Source organism: Mesorhizobium sp. M0870, from assembly GCF_040319775.1.
Lineage (GTDB): Bacteria > Pseudomonadota > Alphaproteobacteria > Rhizobiales > Rhizobiaceae > Mesorhizobium.
Window position 1 is genome coordinate 135,617 of the sequence record NZ_JAMYOI010000007.1, and the last position, 18,799, is coordinate 154,415.

The 18,799-nt window shown below is 60.1% G+C and carries 17 protein-coding genes and 1 tRNA gene; 9 read left to right on the forward strand and 9 right to left on the reverse strand.

Annotated elements, in window-relative coordinates:
- The first annotated feature begins 314 nt into the window (after positions 1–314).
- The 5 genes from NKH97_RS11225 to NKH97_RS11245 all read left to right on the forward strand — a co-directional run bounded on the left by NKH97_RS11225 (position 315) and on the right by NKH97_RS11245 (position 4,698).
- Entirely contained in the window at positions 315–1,541 is a 1,227-nt protein-coding gene (locus NKH97_RS11225) for a tyrosine-type recombinase/integrase (RefSeq protein ID WP_352796750.1), read from the forward strand.
- Entirely contained in the window at positions 1,538–2,386 is an 849-nt protein-coding gene (locus NKH97_RS11230; RefSeq protein ID WP_352796752.1) for a hypothetical protein, read from the forward strand. Before NKH97_RS11225 ends, NKH97_RS11230 begins: the two co-directional genes overlap by 4 nt.
- Positions 2,387–2,565: 179 nt before the next feature.
- Positions 2,566–2,838, forward strand: a complete 273-nt coding sequence (locus NKH97_RS11235; RefSeq protein ID WP_352796753.1) for a helix-turn-helix transcriptional regulator — start codon at positions 2,566–2,568, stop codon at positions 2,836–2,838.
- A gap of 1 nt (position 2,839) precedes the next feature.
- The gene (locus tag NKH97_RS11240; protein WP_352796756.1) at positions 2,840–3,112 is read left to right on the forward strand and encodes a hypothetical protein; all 273 of its coding nucleotides are present in this window, start codon (positions 2,840–2,842) and stop codon (positions 3,110–3,112) included.
- Positions 3,113–3,114: 2 nt separating this feature from the next.
- Complete coding sequence (locus tag NKH97_RS11245; RefSeq protein WP_352796759.1) at positions 3,115–4,698, forward strand: hypothetical protein; 1,584 nt, start codon at positions 3,115–3,117, stop codon at positions 4,696–4,698.
- Positions 4,699–5,017: 319 nt separating this feature from the next.
- Here the strand turns inward: NKH97_RS11245 and NKH97_RS11250 are convergent, their stop codons facing one another.
- The 3 genes from NKH97_RS11250 to NKH97_RS11260 all read right to left on the reverse strand — a co-directional run bounded on the left by NKH97_RS11250 (position 5,018) and on the right by NKH97_RS11260 (position 7,258).
- A complete protein-coding gene (locus tag NKH97_RS11250) occupies positions 5,018–5,998 on the reverse strand; it encodes a TIR domain-containing protein (protein WP_352796761.1) in 981 nt (326 codons plus the stop codon).
- Positions 5,999–6,131: 133 nt separating this feature from the next.
- The gene (locus tag NKH97_RS11255; RefSeq protein WP_352796763.1) at positions 6,132–6,722 is read right to left on the reverse strand and encodes a hypothetical protein; all 591 of its coding nucleotides are present in this window, start codon (positions 6,720–6,722) and stop codon (positions 6,132–6,134) included.
- The gene (locus tag NKH97_RS11260) at positions 6,719–7,258 is read right to left on the reverse strand and encodes a hypothetical protein (RefSeq protein ID WP_352796766.1); all 540 of its coding nucleotides are present in this window, start codon (positions 7,256–7,258) and stop codon (positions 6,719–6,721) included. The genes NKH97_RS11255 and NKH97_RS11260 overlap by 4 nt, the downstream gene beginning before the upstream one ends.
- Positions 7,259–7,692: 434 nt before the next feature.
- Here NKH97_RS11260 and NKH97_RS11265 point away from each other — a divergent pair, with 434 nt between their 5' ends.
- The 4 genes from NKH97_RS11265 (at position 7,693) to NKH97_RS11280 (ending at position 10,579) form a co-directional block, all read left to right on the forward strand.
- The gene (locus NKH97_RS11265; RefSeq protein ID WP_352796768.1) at positions 7,693–7,890 is read left to right on the forward strand and encodes a hypothetical protein; all 198 of its coding nucleotides are present in this window, start codon (positions 7,693–7,695) and stop codon (positions 7,888–7,890) included.
- Positions 7,887–8,306: a hypothetical protein gene (locus tag NKH97_RS11270; RefSeq protein WP_352796771.1), complete on the forward strand. Its 420-nt coding sequence runs from the start codon at positions 7,887–7,889 to the stop codon at positions 8,304–8,306. Before NKH97_RS11265 ends, NKH97_RS11270 begins: the two co-directional genes overlap by 4 nt.
- The gene (locus NKH97_RS11275; RefSeq protein ID WP_352796774.1) at positions 8,303–9,811 is read left to right on the forward strand and encodes a terminase large subunit domain-containing protein; all 1,509 of its coding nucleotides are present in this window, start codon (positions 8,303–8,305) and stop codon (positions 9,809–9,811) included. The genes NKH97_RS11270 and NKH97_RS11275 overlap by 4 nt, the downstream gene beginning before the upstream one ends.
- A 75-nt stretch (positions 9,812–9,886) precedes the next feature.
- Positions 9,887–10,579 (forward strand): hypothetical protein, encoded by a 693-nt coding sequence (locus NKH97_RS11280; protein ID WP_352796777.1) that lies wholly within the window; start codon positions 9,887–9,889, stop codon positions 10,577–10,579.
- Between the two features lie 169 nt (positions 10,580–10,748).
- Here NKH97_RS11280 and NKH97_RS11285 read toward each other — a convergent pair whose 3' ends face one another.
- The 6 genes from NKH97_RS11285 to phaC form a co-directional block, all read right to left on the reverse strand.
- Entirely contained in the window at positions 10,749–12,590 is a 1,842-nt protein-coding gene (locus NKH97_RS11285; RefSeq protein ID WP_352796780.1) for an ATP-binding protein, read from the reverse strand.
- Between the two features lie 50 nt (positions 12,591–12,640).
- Entirely contained in the window at positions 12,641–13,156 is a 516-nt protein-coding gene (locus tag NKH97_RS11290) for an ABC-three component system middle component 5 (RefSeq protein WP_352796783.1), read from the reverse strand.
- The gene (locus NKH97_RS11295; protein WP_352796786.1) at positions 13,143–14,609 is read right to left on the reverse strand and encodes an ABC-three component system protein; all 1,467 of its coding nucleotides are present in this window, start codon (positions 14,607–14,609) and stop codon (positions 13,143–13,145) included. The genes NKH97_RS11290 and NKH97_RS11295 overlap by 14 nt, the downstream gene beginning before the upstream one ends.
- Before the next feature lie 482 nt (positions 14,610–15,091).
- Positions 15,092–15,166, reverse strand: a tRNA-Glu gene (locus NKH97_RS11300).
- A gap of 241 nt (positions 15,167–15,407) precedes the next feature.
- Entirely contained in the window at positions 15,408–16,655 is a 1,248-nt protein-coding gene (locus tag NKH97_RS11305; protein ID WP_023810470.1) for a YcbK family protein, read from the reverse strand.
- Between the two features lie 216 nt (positions 16,656–16,871).
- The gene (gene phaC, locus NKH97_RS11310) at positions 16,872–18,707 is read right to left on the reverse strand and encodes a class I poly(R)-hydroxyalkanoic acid synthase (RefSeq protein ID WP_023810471.1); all 1,836 of its coding nucleotides are present in this window, start codon (positions 18,705–18,707) and stop codon (positions 16,872–16,874) included.
- Positions 18,708–18,799: the final 92 nt, after the last annotated feature.

Here is an 18,799-nt window from a genome sequence, read left to right on the forward strand (position 1 = left end):
TGAAAGATCTGGTACGCCCAAGGGGAATCGAACCCCTGTTACCGCCGTGAAAGGGCCGCGTTTCGACACCTTTGTTAGCCCCGGCTAGCTCCGGCAAACCGAATTAAATCACTGATGTTAATATTTTTTCGGCGCCGGCGAGTAGCGGGGGCTAGCGCGGGAGCCCCCTGGCATATTAACCTGATTTTTAACCCGATTGGCCGGGGATGCTGGAGATCAGGTAAGTGGCGAGAACTGTCAGGGACGCTAAACTTGAGACGAGGGCGGCGCGGTCGAGGCTGCCGAAGGGGGACGATCCGTACTGGCGAACGCTGGTGCCGGGCGAGCTTCATCTGGGATACCGCAAGAGGCGCGCCGACGCACCGGGCAAGTGGCTGGTCAGACGCTACCTAGGGGCGGTTGAGAAGGGCAAGAACCCCTACCAGAAGGAGACGATGGGCCTTGCCGACGACTATCGGGAGGCTGACGGCGTTACGGTGCTGTCCTACGCCGACGCACAGCGGATGGCGCACGACTGGGCGATCGCGGCGTCGCGGGCAAAGGCCGGCACGTTCCCCCGGCATCCGACAGTGCGCGACGTGGTTGAGGACTACGTAGCGTTCCTGAAGGCCGAACGGCGAACCGGCCGCGATGCCGAGCGGCGCGCCGACAATTTCATCATGCCGCAGCTTGGCGGCCTGAAGGTTGGGGATCTGACTACCGACTGCCTGGTCCAGTGGCGGGACGCGCTCGCGGCCGCGCCGGCCCGCCTGCGCTCCCGCAAGGGCAAGGACCAGCGCTATCGGCCGGCCCCGGCCACGCCAGGCGAGGCCCGCGCTCGTCGAGCAACGGTCAATCGGACCGTCACCGTGCTCAAGGCCGCGCTGAACCGCGCGTTCGAGCACGGGCGGGTGAACGACGACTTGGCGTGGCGGCGGCTGAAGCCCTTCGACAAAGTAGACGTGGCCCGACCCGGCTACTTGTCCGTCGCCGAGGCCCAGCGCCTGATAAACGCGGCGAACGCCGCCAGCGGCTTTCGCGACGTTGCGCACGGCGCGCTCCTGACCGGGTGCCGTTATGGTGAACTCTGCCGTCTACTGGTCGGTGACTTCCAGCGCGGGCGGATCGTGGTTCGCGAATCCAAGAGCGGCAAGCCGCGCGATGTGCGCCTGACCGACGAGGCAGCAACGTTCTTCCGGGCGCTAACGAGCGGACGCTCCGCCGACGCGCTGATGTTCAGCCACGCCGACGGCTCAGCCTGGGCGAAGTCGCATCAGGCGCGGCCGATGCGAGATGCCTGTGCGGCTGCGATGATCGTGCCGGCGGTTGGTTTCCATCAACTGCGTCATACCTGGGCGTCGCTCGCCGTCATGAACGGTATGCCGCTGATGATCGTGGCCGAGAACCTAGGCCACACGGATACCCGTATGGTAGAGAAACACTACGGCCATTTGACCGAGGATTATCGCGACGAGGCGATCCGCACCAGCGGGCCGCGTTTCGGCTTCGTGACCCCCAGTAACGTCGTATCCATCAAACCGATTAACAGGGGGGCAGCATGAACATAAGCCGCCCCGATTTCCACGCGCCTATCGAAGTGCTGTGGGAGTGGGCCGACTGGCGCGGCGATGCCGACTTCTTGGAGGCTCAGAGTAGAATGGGCCAAAATGAGGTCGAGCTCGGCGAAGCGCCAGCAGCCGACGCAAGCAACGCATCGGGGGCAATCGGTACCTTCCCGGCAAAGCGCCCCTCCTCAGAAAACCGCCTCGCCCTGACCGTCGCCGAACGCCGCGCCGTGACCGGCAGCGCGCACCGCCGAGCTAGAAAAGAGAGGGACTCATGGTGGCCAATCATGGACCAACTCGCGACCAAATGGGTGTCCCGTGACTTTCGCCGCGTTATAGCCCGGCTGATCGAGGCTAACGTTCTTCACGACAACGGGAAGGTTCCCTACTCGCTCGACCGGGACGACACCAAACGGCACATGCGCATGTACCGCGAACTGCTGAGGCACCACTACGGCGACCGCGATATTGTTATAGCAGTGAAGGCAGCCGGGCGAGCCATCTTGTTGCCGAAGGAGTTCAGGGAAAAGGCCTACGATCTGGTCGCGCTCGACCTGTGTATGGAGGAGGGGGGCTTCGTCCGCCCATCCGAGATCACGGACTTCGCGGCATTTGCGCAAAAATATCTTCCCACCATGAAGAAGCTCGTGCGCTCAGCCTGCGAGAACGATGGCGCCAAGCGCAAACCCCGCCTTAACGAGAGTAAGAAGGGGAAGGCAAAGACAGACGAGCAGGAAAGCAGACGAGGCCGCATGTCCATAATTCTCGATGACGTTCGTCGTTCCCGCTTAATCGAAGAAGGCGAGGAAGAAACAGCCGCGCACTCAGCTGGCGGGGAGTGACGCGGCAGCCCAGACAAACGATTTTCTTTTTCATGCACTCCCGCAAAGCTGAAAGGCCCGATATTGAAATGCGGTGCAGATCGGCAAATAAAAGCCCCGCGCTCTGAGCGCGCGGGGCTATAACTTTCAGTAGTTGCGGGCTAGCCTAAGCTTATAGTAGGTATAGGAGAAGCTTAGCTATGAATTCGACATCCACAAAGGATGAGGCGGATCGCGATGGTTACTCCATCCCCGAGTTCTGCCGACGCTTCGGTATCTCGACTCCGACCTATTACAAAATGCGCGCCGAGGGGTGCGCCCCACGTGAGATTCGCCTGGTAGGCTCAGTCGTGCGCATCAGCGCCGAAGCCATCCGCGACTGGATCGCCGACGCCGAGGACGAAGAGTCAAACGCCGTTCAGCGTGCCAAGCTGAAGGCGCGCTCGATGTATGCTCTTTCCGCTGGGCGCTGACATGCAGATGAACGTCTTCCCCCCGGAAATCGAGCGTCTGAGCACCCAGCGAATTGGTCGGAACGCCATTTGGAGAATTAGCCTCGCCGATGCAGGCACGATGACCCTACCGGCGAAGGAGATTCTACGGTACCGGAAATTCCACGGCCGTTGCATGGAGCGTCTGCTGACCGTGTTTGCCCATGTGGAATCGAGCAGGTGGGCCTATCAACTGCTCCTGGCTCTCTGTCAGACGGCAGCAAACGAGGCCGAGCAGCAACCGGGGGATGAGTAAAGGTGAACGCCGATTCGGCACTGCCATCGGGCAAGGCCAACGGCGACACGGCCGAGCGTCTGCTCGACTTGTTCGCCGGCGCACAGGGCCGCCACGGCACCTACGATCCGGCGCGCCTCCACCTCGTCGGCGACAAGATGGAGATGAAGGACGAGAAAGGGCAGGGACCGCGCGACGTGCCGGGGCCACCCACGATCGACCACTGGCAGCGTCACCTGGATGGGAAGGCCCCGCTTGGCGTGAGGCCGCCACGCGAGGACGGCAAGTGTCGGTGGGGCGTCGTCGATGTCGACACATACGGAGTGAGCCACGCCGCCCTCGTCGCGCGGATCGAGGCTGAGCGACTTCCTCTCGTCGCTTGCCGCTCGAAGTCGGGCGGCGCGCACCTGTTTCTGTTTCTGAGCGAATGGTCATCTCAGGCAACGGTGAATGAGACCTTGAGGGCGATGGCAGTGTGGCTGGATTTGCCAGCTGACACGGAGGTCTACCCCCCGGCCAGCGGCGAGGGGAATTGGCTCAACATGCCATACTTCGGGGGCGACCAGACGGACCGCTATGCCGTGAAGAAGGGCGGCCTCGCCATGTCGCTCGCGGAGTTCCTGTACGCGGCTGAGCGATCCTGGATGTCTGCCGAAGATTTCGGTCGTCTATCAAAGCCCACCCGCCGCACCGATCGCGCTAGTACCGGTGAGGGGAAAGTTGGGAGGGCAGCTCGCGATCTCGGAAGGTACTCGGCCGAGCTTGCCAGCAAGCGAGAGGGTGGCCGAGCGAAGCTGCTCTACGGACGCGCCAAGGACATGGGGAAAATGATCAGCGCGGGTTGGATCGACGAAGACGCTGTGTGGAGCGCGCTTCTGCAGTCGGCGACCGCTGGCAGCGCCGATCCTCTGCCGTACGGCGAGGCCAGCGGTCACATCAAAAGGGGCATCGAAGACGGGAAGAAGGAGCCACCTCCCGACGACGATGACAATCGATATCCGATCGTTGAAAGCATCGTCATCTGGCGAGGCGGCGAGGAAACCCTGTGGGAGATCACGCTGACCGGGCACGGCACCGTCACGCTTCCGGTCAAGGAGGCAATGCACTACTGGACCTTCAACATGCGATGCGCCGACAAGCTGCGGACGTCCTTTCGCCAGATGAAGGCCGACGCGTGGAATGATCAGATCGCAGCTGCCCTCGTGGTTGCGGAGGAGCGGGAGATTCCACCCGACGAAACCGTCCAGGGCATGTTCGGCGGCGCGCTGCGCGAGTTCTGCATGCACAGGCATCGCGGCGATAGCGTCGAGGACCTCATGCTGGGTAGGCCCGCCCAGGTAGACGACGATAGGCGCATCTACTTTCGCTTTGAGGACTTTCACCGGTTTCTCGACAGAAAGGACTCCGGCCCGTTCAGGAGTACAAAGCGCCAGGTCCTCGGCAGGCTTCTGACCGAGATTGGCCGCGAAGGCGTCGACCACGGGAAGACGACCAAGAAGCTGAAGGGGGTGACCACTGAGGTTCGGTGGATAAGGAGCGATCTATTCGAGAGCATCGACCCGTTTCGGCACGAGGACCTTCCACCCATCCCGGGGGAGCCGATCTAATGGTCGCGCTGAAAAGCCGAGCAAAGTATTTCCATGCCATGGTCGGCTTTGCCGGCTACCCTCGGTGGCCCTCCGTTACGTGTGCGCGTAAAGGACCTAAAGCCGTCAAAGCGGTTACCGCCGCGCGCGGCTATACGGGCGGGTGTACGCGTAATAGTGGCTTTTCTCGCCCCCCGGGAGCGCCCGCTGCGCTGTGGCCCCCCGGCATCCGCTGCTGGGGCCGCTGGCGGACCGCAGGGCTCGCCGGCGGTGGCGGTCGGTACTTACCTCGGGGCGCGCGCCGCACGCGCCTGCGGGGCGCTGCGCCGGCGCGGCGCCTTCAGCGCAAGGGTTGCTTGCGGATGGGGCCTACGATGATGCCCTCTCGTTCGAGCACCTTCCTGATCTCGTCGACTTTGGCGTTGATGTTACCTTTCGGAAAGCGAATCTGGCCCAGCCCTTCAATGTTCGAGAACGTTTCACAGCCTTCTTCGACGAGAACGATTGCGCGCTCGAAGCCAAGCTTCCCTTGAAAGAGACCAGCCTCGTGGACGACGTTCATGCGTGCGGTAATCTTTCCGTCACGCGTCTCGTCCTCCCCGGTCATCACAAGAAAGGCGAAGTCGGCATCTTCGAGCATCGTCTTGAGCCGCTCCTTATTCGACAATCCAGCAACGGCCTCGCGGTTGAACTCGTCGTGTTCGAGGCCGAGCCGTTCGACGAGGTAGTCCTTGAGGTCTCGCCAGACGGCCGATCTGCCATGGCCAATGAATATGCGCTTATTGTTCGTGTCTGCCATCTGTTGCTCCATGCTTGCCGCATCAGGTAGCGCTTGCTCGACTTCGTCCCATCCCAAGCTGGTCAGTCCGTAGAAATCGTTGGAACGAAAGCGCACGAGGTCGTCCTTCAGAGCTTCGTCTAGGATGTGAGTCACCGCGTCGCCATCCACGGCACCGATCAAGCCAGCCAAGTTTTCAGGCCAGCCGACTTCTACAAAGCCCATTCGGTCGTCGTCCAGCTGGCCCGCTATCCAAAGTAGAAAGTGATCGACCTGGGCTCGGGCAGGCGGAAGTTTCTCACCGCCCCATAAGTCCAAGTTAGACGAGTCGATAATGGGCCAAGGGTCGCCGCTTCTGCGCCTTACTGCATGGCTGAGCCGCGCCCGAAACATCCGATTGATGACCCGCGTGCGCATCATCTCGATTGCCGATCCGGTGACCTCGTACTGACCACACCGCTCGCAATCGACCTGCCCCATGTCGTAGCTGCCGCCCGTATCGGCGCTGGCCCGACAGATCGGGCATTCTCCATTAAGCATCATCTCAGCCGCTCAGTTGCTGTTGCCGGGCACCGCAGTCACCACACTCCGTCTCGTTGTTTGGTGGCAGGTTTCCGTTTTTGGTGGATGGCCGCGCGGAGCATCGCCGGGGTGTCGGCGCGCCCTGTGATCGTAGCTACAGCCGCCGTCGAGCGAGCCGAACCAGATAGGCTTCGTAGGCGGGCACGTTGGCGATAAGCCGGGTCACTCTGTCGGAAAGTTGGATACCATGCGGAGCCTTTTTGAACGATGAGGGTCGCTGAAATCCGTCGTAGCCAAACGTGTTCTGGGCAGCGTTAGCGAGTTGCCGGCACCAGTCGCGAATATGGCTGACGTGCTGGAGAAGCATCGTCGTGTCGTTGCGGTCGGAGGTCAGTTGTCCATGGAAGATCTTGTTCCGGGCGTCCATGGCGTCGCTCAATTGGTTCCGCAGCCCCTGGTGCTGCGTTCCGATCAGCGCGGCGATGCCCGTGCCAGATAATTCGCCGATGCCGGCCTCGAAATGACGGAAGTAGATGCGCCCTTGCGCCCCGAGTGCATCACGGAGAGGTTTGACATCCTTAGGTTCGAATGCTGTCGACTGGAATACAAGGTAGGTGAATAGTCTCCTCATTTGCCGCTCTGCGCGCAACAGGGAGAGCGAAAATGCATCTACACCTTTTGTCACATGACCAGAGTTGGTGATTTCAACAACCGGTTGGAAATCTTCCTCGCAGCTTGCAGTCATTCTATGTCCCTCACCATTTTCGAGTCAAAGCTCACCAAAGCGGTATAACTTTGGATGATGGCACCGGTTACGTACACTTTCTTTGTCTTTCCATCCACTGTCTTCGCGACGGTAGCGCCCACCCCGTTTTTAATGGCCCAACCCAATTCGATGTTGATTCGGCCTTTGAGCGGGTTGCCATGCTTGTAGGGGCTATCTTTCACGTACTTCTCATAGTCCGATGCCCACTTTTCGTCGGACATGCATAGCTCAAGTGTGCGCCCGGTGAGGTCGGGTCCGAACTCGCCGTTCCTGCATAGTCGCTTTGCGGTCTCAACGGCCCGTTCAACAAGGCTCTTCATCAACTGCATGCGCATCGCGTCCGTTGCCGCGATAAGTTTGTTGACCATGACGTGCTTCTCCAGAATCTGCTGTATGAGTTCGCTCATATCGATTCCTTGCTCTTCTGCCTCTCGCTTGAGACCAGTGGCGACCACCGTGTCGAGACTTGCCACAACCCTCGTGGTTGATTGTCCGAACTCTATTTCAAGACTCATAGCTCATGACCTCCCGGTTAATGTCGACCTCTTCGTAAGATCGATGCCATCTAATAGCACGATGGATGGCCATCGTCAATATGATCGATTGCAACTGGTGTATCATTGATGCCATCCTCCTGCCGTAAGAGGGGCATCCAGAGCTTTAGCGGGGGTATGTTTCTCGCGTCGGGTACCTACGTTCGATCTCTCAACTTGTTACGTTCGCGCGAGTGATAGCTCCGCCCCTACGCGGCGGAAACGAGCGCCCGCGTTAGCCAGCAAAAGCTAAGATAATCAAATACTTAGATCCGATATTTAAGCTATACTAGCCTCCGTCAGTAAATATGGAGGTTAATATGGCGCCTATTTACCCCTCCGTTCGCCCCGGAGCGGCACCGGGCAAAGGTCTTAGGTCGTCGGCCATTCGCTCTCGCACGGCCGAAGGGCCAACGATGAAGACATCGGGTGTCGGCGCCGACGACCTTATCCGCGTTTTGCGCCCTCGCGCTGTCCGCCTCTATCGCGACTGCATGACCGTTGGCGCGTTTGCGGCCGAGGTCGGAGACCTTCGCGCCGCGCTGCGGCAACTCGTCAGCAGTCACAAGGCCGGCCTCATAGGGTTCCAGTCCGGAAGGCGAATCCCGAAGTGACGAAGGCTCCGGCATCAGGCGTTAGGCCGGTGTATCCGGACACCCATCGCACCCGCATCACAAACGGCAAGGACCTGCTTCCGGGCGTCGATGGTCGTACGTTCTGGGTCCGCCGAATGCGCGACGTGATGGCACTGCATGTCTCCGACCTTGGCGGTGTCGAGGCTTGCAGCGAGGCCGAGAAGAGTATCATCAGGCGCGCCGCTGCCATAACCGTTGAGATGGAGCGGCTGGAGCGTGTCTTCGCACTGGCCGGGGACACAGGACCCGACCTCGACGCGCTCAGCTTGTACTCGCGTCTAGCCAACACACTGCGCCGTCTTCTCGACATGACCGACCTTCAGCGGCGGTCGCGCGACATCACCCCGACGATCGACGAGTACATTCACGCCGTCGCCCAGGAGGCGGTCGCATGAACATCCTGCAGGCGTGCGCCGATCCCAATCTCTTCGGCCCGTGGTTTCGCCGCCCAGCGACTTGGCGTGTCTGGTTCACCTATCTGGCAGTGCTGTTCGGCCTGCCATTGGACGACGACCAGTTGGTTCTGTTTCGGAACCACACTGGGCGCTTGAACGCGCCGACTGAGCCGTCCGCTGAGGCTTGGCTTGTGGTTGGTCGGCGCGGCGGCAAGAGTTTCGTGATGGCGCTGATCGCCGTCTACCTTGCTTGCTTCCGCCAGTATCGTCACCACCTTCAGCCGGGGGAACGCGCCACCATCCTTGTCATAGCTGCCGACCGGAAGCAGGCTCGGACCATCATGCGCTACGTGCGGGGCCTTCTGACGAACATCCCAATCCTGTTTATGATGGTGAAGAACGAGACGGCCGAGGCCTTCGACCTGAACAACTCCGTGACGATCGAGGTTGGCACCGCTTCTCACCGTTCCACGCGCGGCTACACGTTTGCCGCTGTCCTGTGTGACGAGCTTGCCTTCTGGCGAACCGACGACAGCGCCGAGCCCGACTATGCCATCCTCGATGCCATCCGCCCCGGCATGGCGACGATTCCTGGTGCCATGCTGTTGTGCGCTTCCAGCCCATATGCCCGGCGCGGTGCGCTGTGGGACGCATTCCGTCTGCACTGGGGACGGGAGGCCGGTCCGCTGGTCTGGCGTGCCACGACCCGAGAAATGAATCCCTCGGTGCCGCATTCTGTCATTGATGAGGCCATGACGCGGGATGCCGCTTCCGCTCGTGCCGAATACATGGCCGAGTTCCGCACCGACATGGAGATGCTCGTCACTCGCGAATCCGTCGCGGCCTGCGTCTCCCCCGGCGTTCGGGAACGGCTGCCGGTGCAGCGCGGACGGTACGTCGCTTTCGTCGATCCGTCGGGCGGTAGCGCCGACAGCATGACGCTGGCCATTGCGCATGCCGAGGGCGACGACGCCGTACTGGATGCCGTCCGGGAGGCGATACCACCTTTCTCGCCAGACGCTGTCGTCTCAACCTTCGCGGCCCTTATCCGCTCCTATGGGATTCGTTCCGTCACGGGTGACCGCTACGGAGGCGAGTTTCCGCGCGAATTGTTTCGTCGCTACGGTGTCGACTACCGCCTGTCCGAGCGGAACCGCTCCGATCTCTACCTTGCACTAGTCCCGGCGATCAATTCGCGCCGCGTGGACCTCCTCGATGTCACTCGGTTGGAGAGCCAACTGGTCGGGCTGGAGCGGCGGACCAGCCGAAACGGCCGAGACATCGTGGATCACCCCCCGGGCGGCCACGACGATCTAGCAAATGCAGTCGCGGGAGCACTGACGATGGCGAGTTCAGCGGCCAAGGCGATTGTACTCGTCGGATCAATCGGCGGTTACGGTGGCAGCGGGCTCATCTCCTGGCGCGAAGCAGGAGACGACCGGCAACCGCGCGCATGGGTGCGCCGCTACCTGACCGAAGATGAAGCCGGGGGGCTGATGCAGTGACCCGGGACCGAGTTTCTTCAAGGTTAGCGAGATCAGCATGGCGGCTGATCTTGCTTCAAATGAGAGGATTTCCAAATGCCGAAACAGATCACTGAAATCGAGATCGAAGCTCGTATTGCACCGGCGTCGACCCGATGGCCAAACACTGCAATACACTGGGAGAAGCTAAAGGAGGCCGTGGCCGCCGTGCGCGCGCTGATCACCGCCGTTGACGCGAACTGTCGCGGGGTGGAGCAAGATAGTGACCTCAGTCCCGAGGGTATCTATCGGAAGCGCGCCGAAATTGGCCGCCGTGCTGTCAGAGACCTTACTGAATTCACGCCGCTCCGCTCGGCCGAGAGCGCGGTTAGCAGGGCTGTTTCGCTGTTCGAGACGGGAATGGTGGACCTCCCAAAGCCCCCGTCTGGGATAGCCGAAGTTGCGCTCGCTCAGGAGCTTCGCGCGCACGTGCGAGCCCAGGAAAACCCCGCTGGTTTCGTGTTGAATCATCTAGACGACGGGCGGGTGGTTGGGGCTGTTCTGCACGCCCCCGGCTTTCTCTCCGGGCTTAAGGACGAAGGTCTCAACGTAATCAGAGATCGAGCTAGATCGGCTCTGCACCCCGAGCACGTCCAGCATCGCAAGGAAGCCGAGGACGCTCTTGACGTGTTGCGTAAGGGGATTGCGGCAGCCCAACGTATGATCCTGGCCAGAACGGAAACTCGCATCGACCGGGACGGCAAGGTCCGCGGCATTCGAGAGCCAGTGCCAGGTGGAATAGCGGCCTGAAAAGGACCTCATCGGCGGGTCGCCACAAGTGGTCATTTAGCTCGTGATCCGGAATTAACCGGAGTCGGCAGTTTCCAGCATGTGCAGGAGCCGGGGGATCGCAGGAAGTGGAAGAGCTGGCATCGTGACAGGCAACTTTCTCGACGATCCCATGTGCGGGAATACAAAACTAAATCGCGAGTGAAGGTGCCGCTCGAGTATATTTTCGTCCGACGACAAGCGCGCTCCCTTCAAATTCGGGCGCAATCCGCGACGTCGTGAAAATAATCTGGTGGTCAGTCTTGGCAGCCGCCGAGCGCTTGACCAGAATTCGCTGAAAATTCCAAGACCGTTCCTCGACCATACCTTTGTCTTCAATATTGTCGAATAGCATCCATCTGGGGAGAGTGAATTTATTGTCATTTAGCGACGCAAATAGCATGCCGGCCGCGAAGCTATTCTTGAGAATTACCATGCCGCTCGCACTCCCGGCTCGATTTTTTTCGTTGTTAATCGCGATCCAATCACCCGAGAATTCGAATGTCACATGACTAACTTCGCCGAAGTCACTGTGTTCTTCCAAATCTTCGTCAAGAAGCGATTTCGTCTGCGTGGAGATAGCTGAGTAGGCGATCTGCTTCCGTGCGCCCTGCTGCCGGGATATTGCCGCGATTTGGTCCTTCAACCGCGTGATCTTGGTGTTGAGGTCCTCCTTTGCGTCGGAAGCGTCCTGAATTTGTTTCGCTATTTCCAATCGTCGCTGCAGACTTTCCAACTCGCTATCGATAAAGCCGACCTTTCGACTGAGTTCGGACACTGCGGCCTCGCGATGAGTGGCTCCACCCGAGCGCGCCAGTTCGATCGTCGCGGCAGCACGACGAAGCTGGACACGCGCAACCCTAAGCGAGGAAATTGCAGTGGCCTTCTCTTGCTTCCGCGCCCCCTGTAGAGCGATCGATTCTCTCAGCTGCATCTGAAGGTCAAGCTTGACAGCCAGGACCCGGGAATCCTCGGCACCATCCTGGTGCGGCGCATCGCAAAGATGGCAACGCTCGGACTCCCTCGGTGCTACAGGGGTGAAGCAAGACGGGCAGAACGCGAACTCGAGATGCCCGAGCGCGAAGAACGTACCGGCAGCATCGTCGAATTCACGCAACGATTGTTGGACATGTAGCAAAAAGCTGTCGGCATCCTCAATTTCGAACCCGAGCGTCTCAAGCTTGGTTTCCCAGCGGTTCACTTCGCGACGTGCGAGATTGAACTCCCGAACCGCTTCCCGGCGTATAGACTTTACATCCTCGCCTGGCTGCGCCTCGGCGTCCTCGACGAGCCGCCCGATGTCGGCCAGCAGCCTGGTGCGCTCCGATGAAAGATTGGCAATCGCCTGCGTGATATGCTCTGAAAGGATATTTTCGCCGTATCCCGCTGCCACGCTAACAAGGCTTCGAAAGCGGGTGACAGCTGCGTCGTAATCCTTCGTAGTTTCACGTAGTTCAATCTGGCGGTCATAGAGTTCGTATCCGCCAATACCAGCAAGAAGCTCGCCGACCGCCTGCTTAGTCTGCCAGGTGTCGAAGTTCTCGACACGAAATATACGCTGCACGGGGGTCATCTGGTCGACATAAAGAAGGCGAAGCAACTGGTGCATCGTGATGTTGCTGCTGCCATCACTGACGGCATCTGGTAGACCGATTGCGCGAAACAGAACTTGGCTGAAGCTGTAGCCATGGTCAGGTCTGCGATATGCTAGCTGCTGCCAGCGGTCCTCGGGCGCCGAGAGTGCGTCCTCCATTGCGCCGAAATATATATCCATCGGGCGACCAGCGGATTCGGAAACGTGACGCCTCGTAGTTAGAATTCCAGCTGGGGTGGCGATCTGGAGTACTACCGCTTCCGCACGCCCTGCTACAGGTTTCCATTCCTTTAGGTCGCCGCCAAGACCGAAGAAGATGAAATCCGCAAGAGAACTCTTTCCCGAACCATTCGACCCATGGATTATATTCACGCCGTGATGAAAGAGCTCGTCGTACATCACCTTTGTCCCGCGGAAGACTAGCATCCGCTCGATTCGGAGGAATGACATCACAGTACCGGTCCCCGTGCCGGCAGTGCCGACCGTTTGAAGATATTGTCGGTGCCGGAAGTTGGCACCGGGGCGAGCCCTTCGACCAAGAAGATCATCAGCGCGCGCTCCTGGTCGTTCGCCCACTGGACGCGCTTCCACAGGTCCTCCGGGACCAGCTCTGCGTTTAGATCAGCGCGCCGTTGCTGGATTTCGCCGCTGCGCAGGATTCCGCGTCCGCCGAGATGTGTCAGCGCTGTTGATTGATAGAGCTGCAGATCCTGCCAAATGGAAGCGGTGCCTGGCAGCCTCACGAAGACATTTTCCGGCGCTTCTAGCCGGAGTTCGCGAAATTGCGCTTTGACCGGCGATGGCAGGGAAATACGGTATAGCAACGGGGGGTAGAGCAGGAACATATCCAGCACACGCAGCCGGTCGAGCGACATTGGCAGAGCCTTTACCGCAAGGATTCGTAGCATCCGAAAGGCGCAGTGATACGGATCCCGGGAGGCGTGCCAGATCCTAAGCTGCATCATTATCCCACCTGATGTGGCAATTGCCGGCGAGATAGTAGAGTGCGCTGTCGACTAGCGACGCCGAGATCTCGTGCCCCAGCGTCGAGTGGACGACTGAGCATGGGCCCACGATGTCGCGCTGGACCGCCTCATCGATCATCGCACTGTCCGCGCCTTGATGTATTAGTCTAGCGATGTGGCGGTTGAACCTTGTTTCGACGTCGGCCATTAGTTTCGTATACCGGGTCACCGCAGAGGGCTGCGCTATGTTTCGGCGCAGCATCATGTTGAAGCGCTCTTTTTTTCGATTGGCATCGTTGACCTGATACGTTCGGCCGACATCAAGGAGCTTCTGCGCCAGGTCGCGTCGATCAGTCTCCGCAGTCGTCGTATAATATTGATAATCGGTAAGAATATCGGTCGCGAGCCCATGGGGGACCGGGACTTCATCGGCGAGACCGTTTGATTCGTCTCGTTTTACTCTAGTTAATTCCACTCCGTCTAAACCGATGGCGCAGCGCGGGTCTAGGACACGCTCTGCGCTCGCGGACAACGACTCGGCCAGGCCGGCTCTATCAACAACATAAGTCCCAAACGTCGACATCGGTACGAGCGCAGTGCTTTCTGTCGAAGGTTCGAGCGCATCCAAACCGGGCGCCACGAGGCCCCCACCGGAGGGCGGCGAACCATTCGAAGCACGAATCGGCGCTAGCGTTGCGATCAGCTTCGAGATTGACACATACAACGGGGCGTCGCGGTTGGTGGGCTTACAAATCCGGATATGGTCCGCTTGGACAGCAATTGGATCCGCTCCATAGACGTTGGGGTTGGCCGTGACCCTGTCGACCACATGTAAGCCCCAAGTGTGCTCGGTTTCATAATAGGGCTTGATGATTACTGAGTGCTTAGTCGCCCAAGTTCGAAAAAATTCGTGGAGATCGATAAGTGCGTCGTCGCTATAGGCGAGCTGCTTGACCACTTTGCTCTTGAAATTTCTGACGATTGTATCGAGTGACTGGGCAAGGCGAGCGCCTTGATGGGGTGTTCCGAGAAACGCAATGCCCCGTACGGATTGTGCAAGATCGTTGAAGGTACTGTTCGCGGAGTCGCTACATTTTCGGATCAACTGTTTAACGATCAGTCCACCGAGGCTGTGGGTCACGAACATCAGTGCTGGAGCAGGGGCCTTTCTGCTGACCAGACTGTCTGCAAGTGAAATGGCAAGATCTTGGATTGATGCACCTGGGCCGGTCAAGAGCGCGTGAAACAGCTCGGTATCGTAACCTGCAGTGTAGACATTACAGTTCGGAAACTCTTGGGCGAGCCAGCTGAGCCAGAAGCTATCTTCACTGTCGCTCCAGCTTGTGAAGCGATCCCCAATCAAACCATGCAAAAACACAATGTCCAAGGCCGCCTTGTCCCAAGGACAATCACGAGATCCTGAAGAAATATACGTTGGTATTTCAGTCGACATGCCGGCCACCCCCGTACAACGGCATCGACTACTAACGACTCGTCGTCAAGCCTGCTAGTCACGTTCACATCAGAATATCGATTGTGCAAGATGATCCCCGCGCGGGTGTGACTTGGGGTCATGCGTCCCCGTCGCAATTAGCCCAGCATCTGCAGTTTCAGGCCAGGCGCGGTTCTCGGCAACTTTGCGGCCTAGCCGTCCCTCACAGCCAGCGCAGGTGAGTAAAGAACGAAATGACCGCTATGGATCTGATAGCTCATTGTCGTAAACCCGCCATTCAGGGGGCGAGCTTCGTGGGTCGCTCCTGGCGTCCTCCGTACGCACCGTGTGAGCCGCAGCTGACGGGGGCAGTCGCCCGGCAGCCAACGCAGGCGGCTCGATTCTCGCCGAAAGCGGCCCGCGTTATTACCCCGGTTTTAACCCGGAGGTGTCTGGGGACACCGAGGGAAAAAACCCAACCCGCTGATTTGGTTGAAATTTTCTGGTACGCCCAAGGGGAATCGAACCCCTGTTACCGCCGTGAAAGGGCGGTGTCCTAACCGCTAGACGATGGGCGCGCTCAGACGAAGCGGCTTATACTGGCGTTGTGCGCAACCGGCAACCCGTCAGGTGCCACCTTGGACAACTTTTTTCCGGGCCTGCCAAATCAACGATTTCCCGAAGTTGGCGAGCTTGACGATTAGCGGGGACGCCGCATCGCTCTGCTCCGGAATGATGAAGTTGGGAAGGCTTCGGCCAATCCGATATTCGGGATGCCCAACGGAACGATCTTGGCCGCCAGCCGATCTCAGATCCGCGCTAGCCGTCACCGCCGCTGCGCCGGCGGCAGCGCCAGTTCCAGTCGCGCTCGGGGCCGACGTCGACGTGAACCGATTCTGTGTGGCAGTAGGTGCCGACGCCGCCGCGGCCGGGCATGCTTCTGATGTAGCTCGCCAGTTCCCATTTCGAAACGCCGGGCACCTGGATGTCGGCGGCGGCGCAATACATGTGCAGCGAATTTTTGGCGCCGTTGGCGCGCCGGTTGCGGGCCGGGTCGCGATAGCCTGACGTCACCGTCATCTTGCGGCCGTAGTGGCCTTCGATCGTCTTCAGCACACGCACCAGCGACGGCTTCAGGCAGGCCACGTCGACGCTCTCGTTCTGCTTGAGCAGCCCGTTGGGCGCCAACCGGGCCATGCCGGCGGCTGACGCAACCTGATAGGAGCCGCCGATTGGCCCCTCATCCTCGTTGAGGTCGACGTCGCTTTCGTCATCGAGGCCGGACTTGCGCTTGATCTCGAACAGGGCCGTTTGGCGCACGCCGGGCAGGGCATCGCTGCCAGTGACGTGGCCGGTATCGCCGCCGAGCGAAGCCAGCTGCACCGGCTTGGCCGTGGAACTGGCCGAGGCAAGCGTGATGATCGGCTTTGCCGCTGCTGGCGCCGCTTTTGCCTGCGCCGGGGGCTGCTCGCCCGTCCGGGCGTTGCTGATGATGGGGGCTGGTGTCGCCGAGGCTGGCGTTGCGCCAAACATCGAGGCGAGGAAGCCTTTCTTCTTTGGTGCTTCGGCCTGCGGCATCTCGCCAGCTGTCACATAGACCGGGTTGTTCATGGCCGGAACGGCAGCGGGCTTCGGCGCCGCCACGTCGCCGTCGACCGCGGCAATCTGCTGGGCGACCGCGTCGGTTTGGCGCGCGGTCTGTGCCTGCTGCGTCAGCGATTGCGGCGTGTTTCCAACGATGGTTTCGGCGCCCGCCGGCGTGGTCAGCGGAAAGGCAGCTCCCGGTTTGGACATAGGCACGTAGGCGACTTTTTCAGGCAGCGCCGTATCGCTTGCCGTCATCACCGTCGTCTGCTCGGTCGTGATATCAGACGAATCGGAGGCGATCGCCTTGCCGCTGGAGGCCGCGTTTATGTCCGATGCGGTGGCATTGTAACCGGGCATTCCGACCGACATTGTCGGGTCGCCAGCCGAAGTGCAGGAGGCCAGAAGCAAGGAGCAGAGCGCTGCCACAATGGCGCGGCGTTCTCCCTTTGCGAGGCTCCATCCTGCTGATTTCAAAGTCAAATTCCCCCTCGATGTCCGGTCGGTATATCCTTGGCGCCACACGCATGCGTCGATGCCAGGGTGACCTTTGTCTCCGATCCGGAAACGAGACCTGTGTCAAATCCGCAAGCCTGAAAGTATTTTTGCGGTGATTGCCGAATTACGGCCGCTTGATGGTTGACGACACCATTTCGCCCGCTTTTGGCGGTCCGTCAACTCACCACACATTACAGTCCGTTACACACGTACTTTCACATAGGTGCCGGGAGCATCACCCAAGGTTTTCATATGCTTGCCCGGTTTGCGGGCAGGCACGCGCGTGTTGTCCTTGGCCTCTATCCAGTCTTGCCAGTGCGGCCACCAGGATCCTGGATGGTCGGTGGCATTGGCTATCCACTGGCTGAAGTCGCCCGTCGGCATACCCCCGGTCCAATACTGGTATTTGTTGGATGCCGGCGGATTGACGACACCGGCGATATGGCCCGATCCGGCCATCACATACTCGACTGTGCCGCCGAAATATTTCGAGCCGAGGAACACCGAAAGCGCCGGCGCGATGTGATCTTCCTTGGAGGCGAGGTTGTAGACCGGGATGGTGATGTCGCCGAGCGAGACCGTATGGCCCGCCAGTTCCATCGTGCCTTGCGAAAGGTTGTTCTCGAGATAGCAGTTGCGCAGGTAGAAAGAGTGATTGGCCGCCGCCATGCGGGTGGAATCTGCATTCCAGTAGAGCAGGTCGAAGGGCAGGGGATCCTTGCCGCGCATGTAGTTGTTGACGACATAGGGCCAGATCAGGTCGCCTGAGCGCAGCATGTTGAAGGCGGTCGCCATCTTGGTGCCGTCGAGATAGCCTTTTTCGCTCATCGACTTTTCCACAGCGGCGACCTGTTCTTCGTCGACGAACACTTTCAGGTCGCCGGCATGGGTGAAGTCGACCTGCGTGGTGAAGAACGTAGCCGATTTTATGCGGTCGTCGCCCTCTTGCGCCATCAGCGCCAGTGCCGCCGCCAAAAGCGTGCCGCCGACGCAATAGCCGATCGCGTTGACGTCGCGTTCGCCGGTGGCCTTCTCGACCGTGTCGAGGCCATATTGCAGACCCTCGCGGATATAGGCTTCCCAGCTCTTGGTGCCGTGGCGCTCGTCCGGATTGATCCAGGAGATGACGAACACGGTGTGGCCCTGTTCAACCGCCCAGCGAATGAAGGATTTCTGCGGGTTCAGATCGAGGATGTAGAATTTGTTGATCCATGGCGGGCAGATCAGCAGGGGCCGCTTGAGCACCGTCTCGGTGGCCGGGTCGTACTGGATGATTTCGGCGACGTCGCTGCGGCCGACCACCTTGCCGGGAGTGGTGGCGATGTTCCTGCCGATCTCGAAGGGGGAGTAGTCGGCCTGCCGCAGCTTCAGGTCGCCCTTGCCGGCGGCGATGTCCTCGGCCAGCATCTTCATGCCGCGCACCAGGTTTTCGCCGTTCGAGGCGACGGTTTCACGGAACAGTTCCGGATTGGTCAGGATGAAATTCGACGGCGAGATGGCGTTGGACACCTGCTTGACGTAAAAGCCGGCCTTGTGGCGGGTGTGCTCGTCCAGACCTTCGGCGTGCTCGACCAGATCGGCCGCCCAGCGCGAGGTGACGAGATAGGCCTGCTTGAGGAAATCGAAGAAGGCATTGCGGCCCCATTCCGGGTCGAGGAAGCGCTTGTCCCCGCGCTCCGGCTTGACCGCGTCCTCGGTGTCTTGCGCGGCGTTGCTGGTGCGCTGAATGGCGTTGGCCCAGACCGTCATATAGCCGGAGAACAACCGCGTCTGCGCTTCCAGCGCGCGCTGCGGATCGGCAAGCCAGTATTCGCTGAGCTTGGAAAAGGTCTTCACCATATCGACAACGGGCTCGGCGACATGGTCGCGCACGTCGCCTTTTTCGCGCGGCTCAGCCCAGGCGGAAGCTGCCTTGCCGGCCTGCTCGATCATGCGCGCCATGTTCAGGGCGAAGCGTTCCGGGTCCTTCACCAGATATTGCTCGACGGTCGAAGGCTCGTCATCTTCCGCTTTGCCCGAATCGGGTGTTTTGGACATGGTTGGCGGGGTTCCTCCCGAGGCCTTTTCTTGACATATTAACATGGGACATCCGACCGGGCCAATCTCGCTCTACCTCGGCTGCCAGGGAA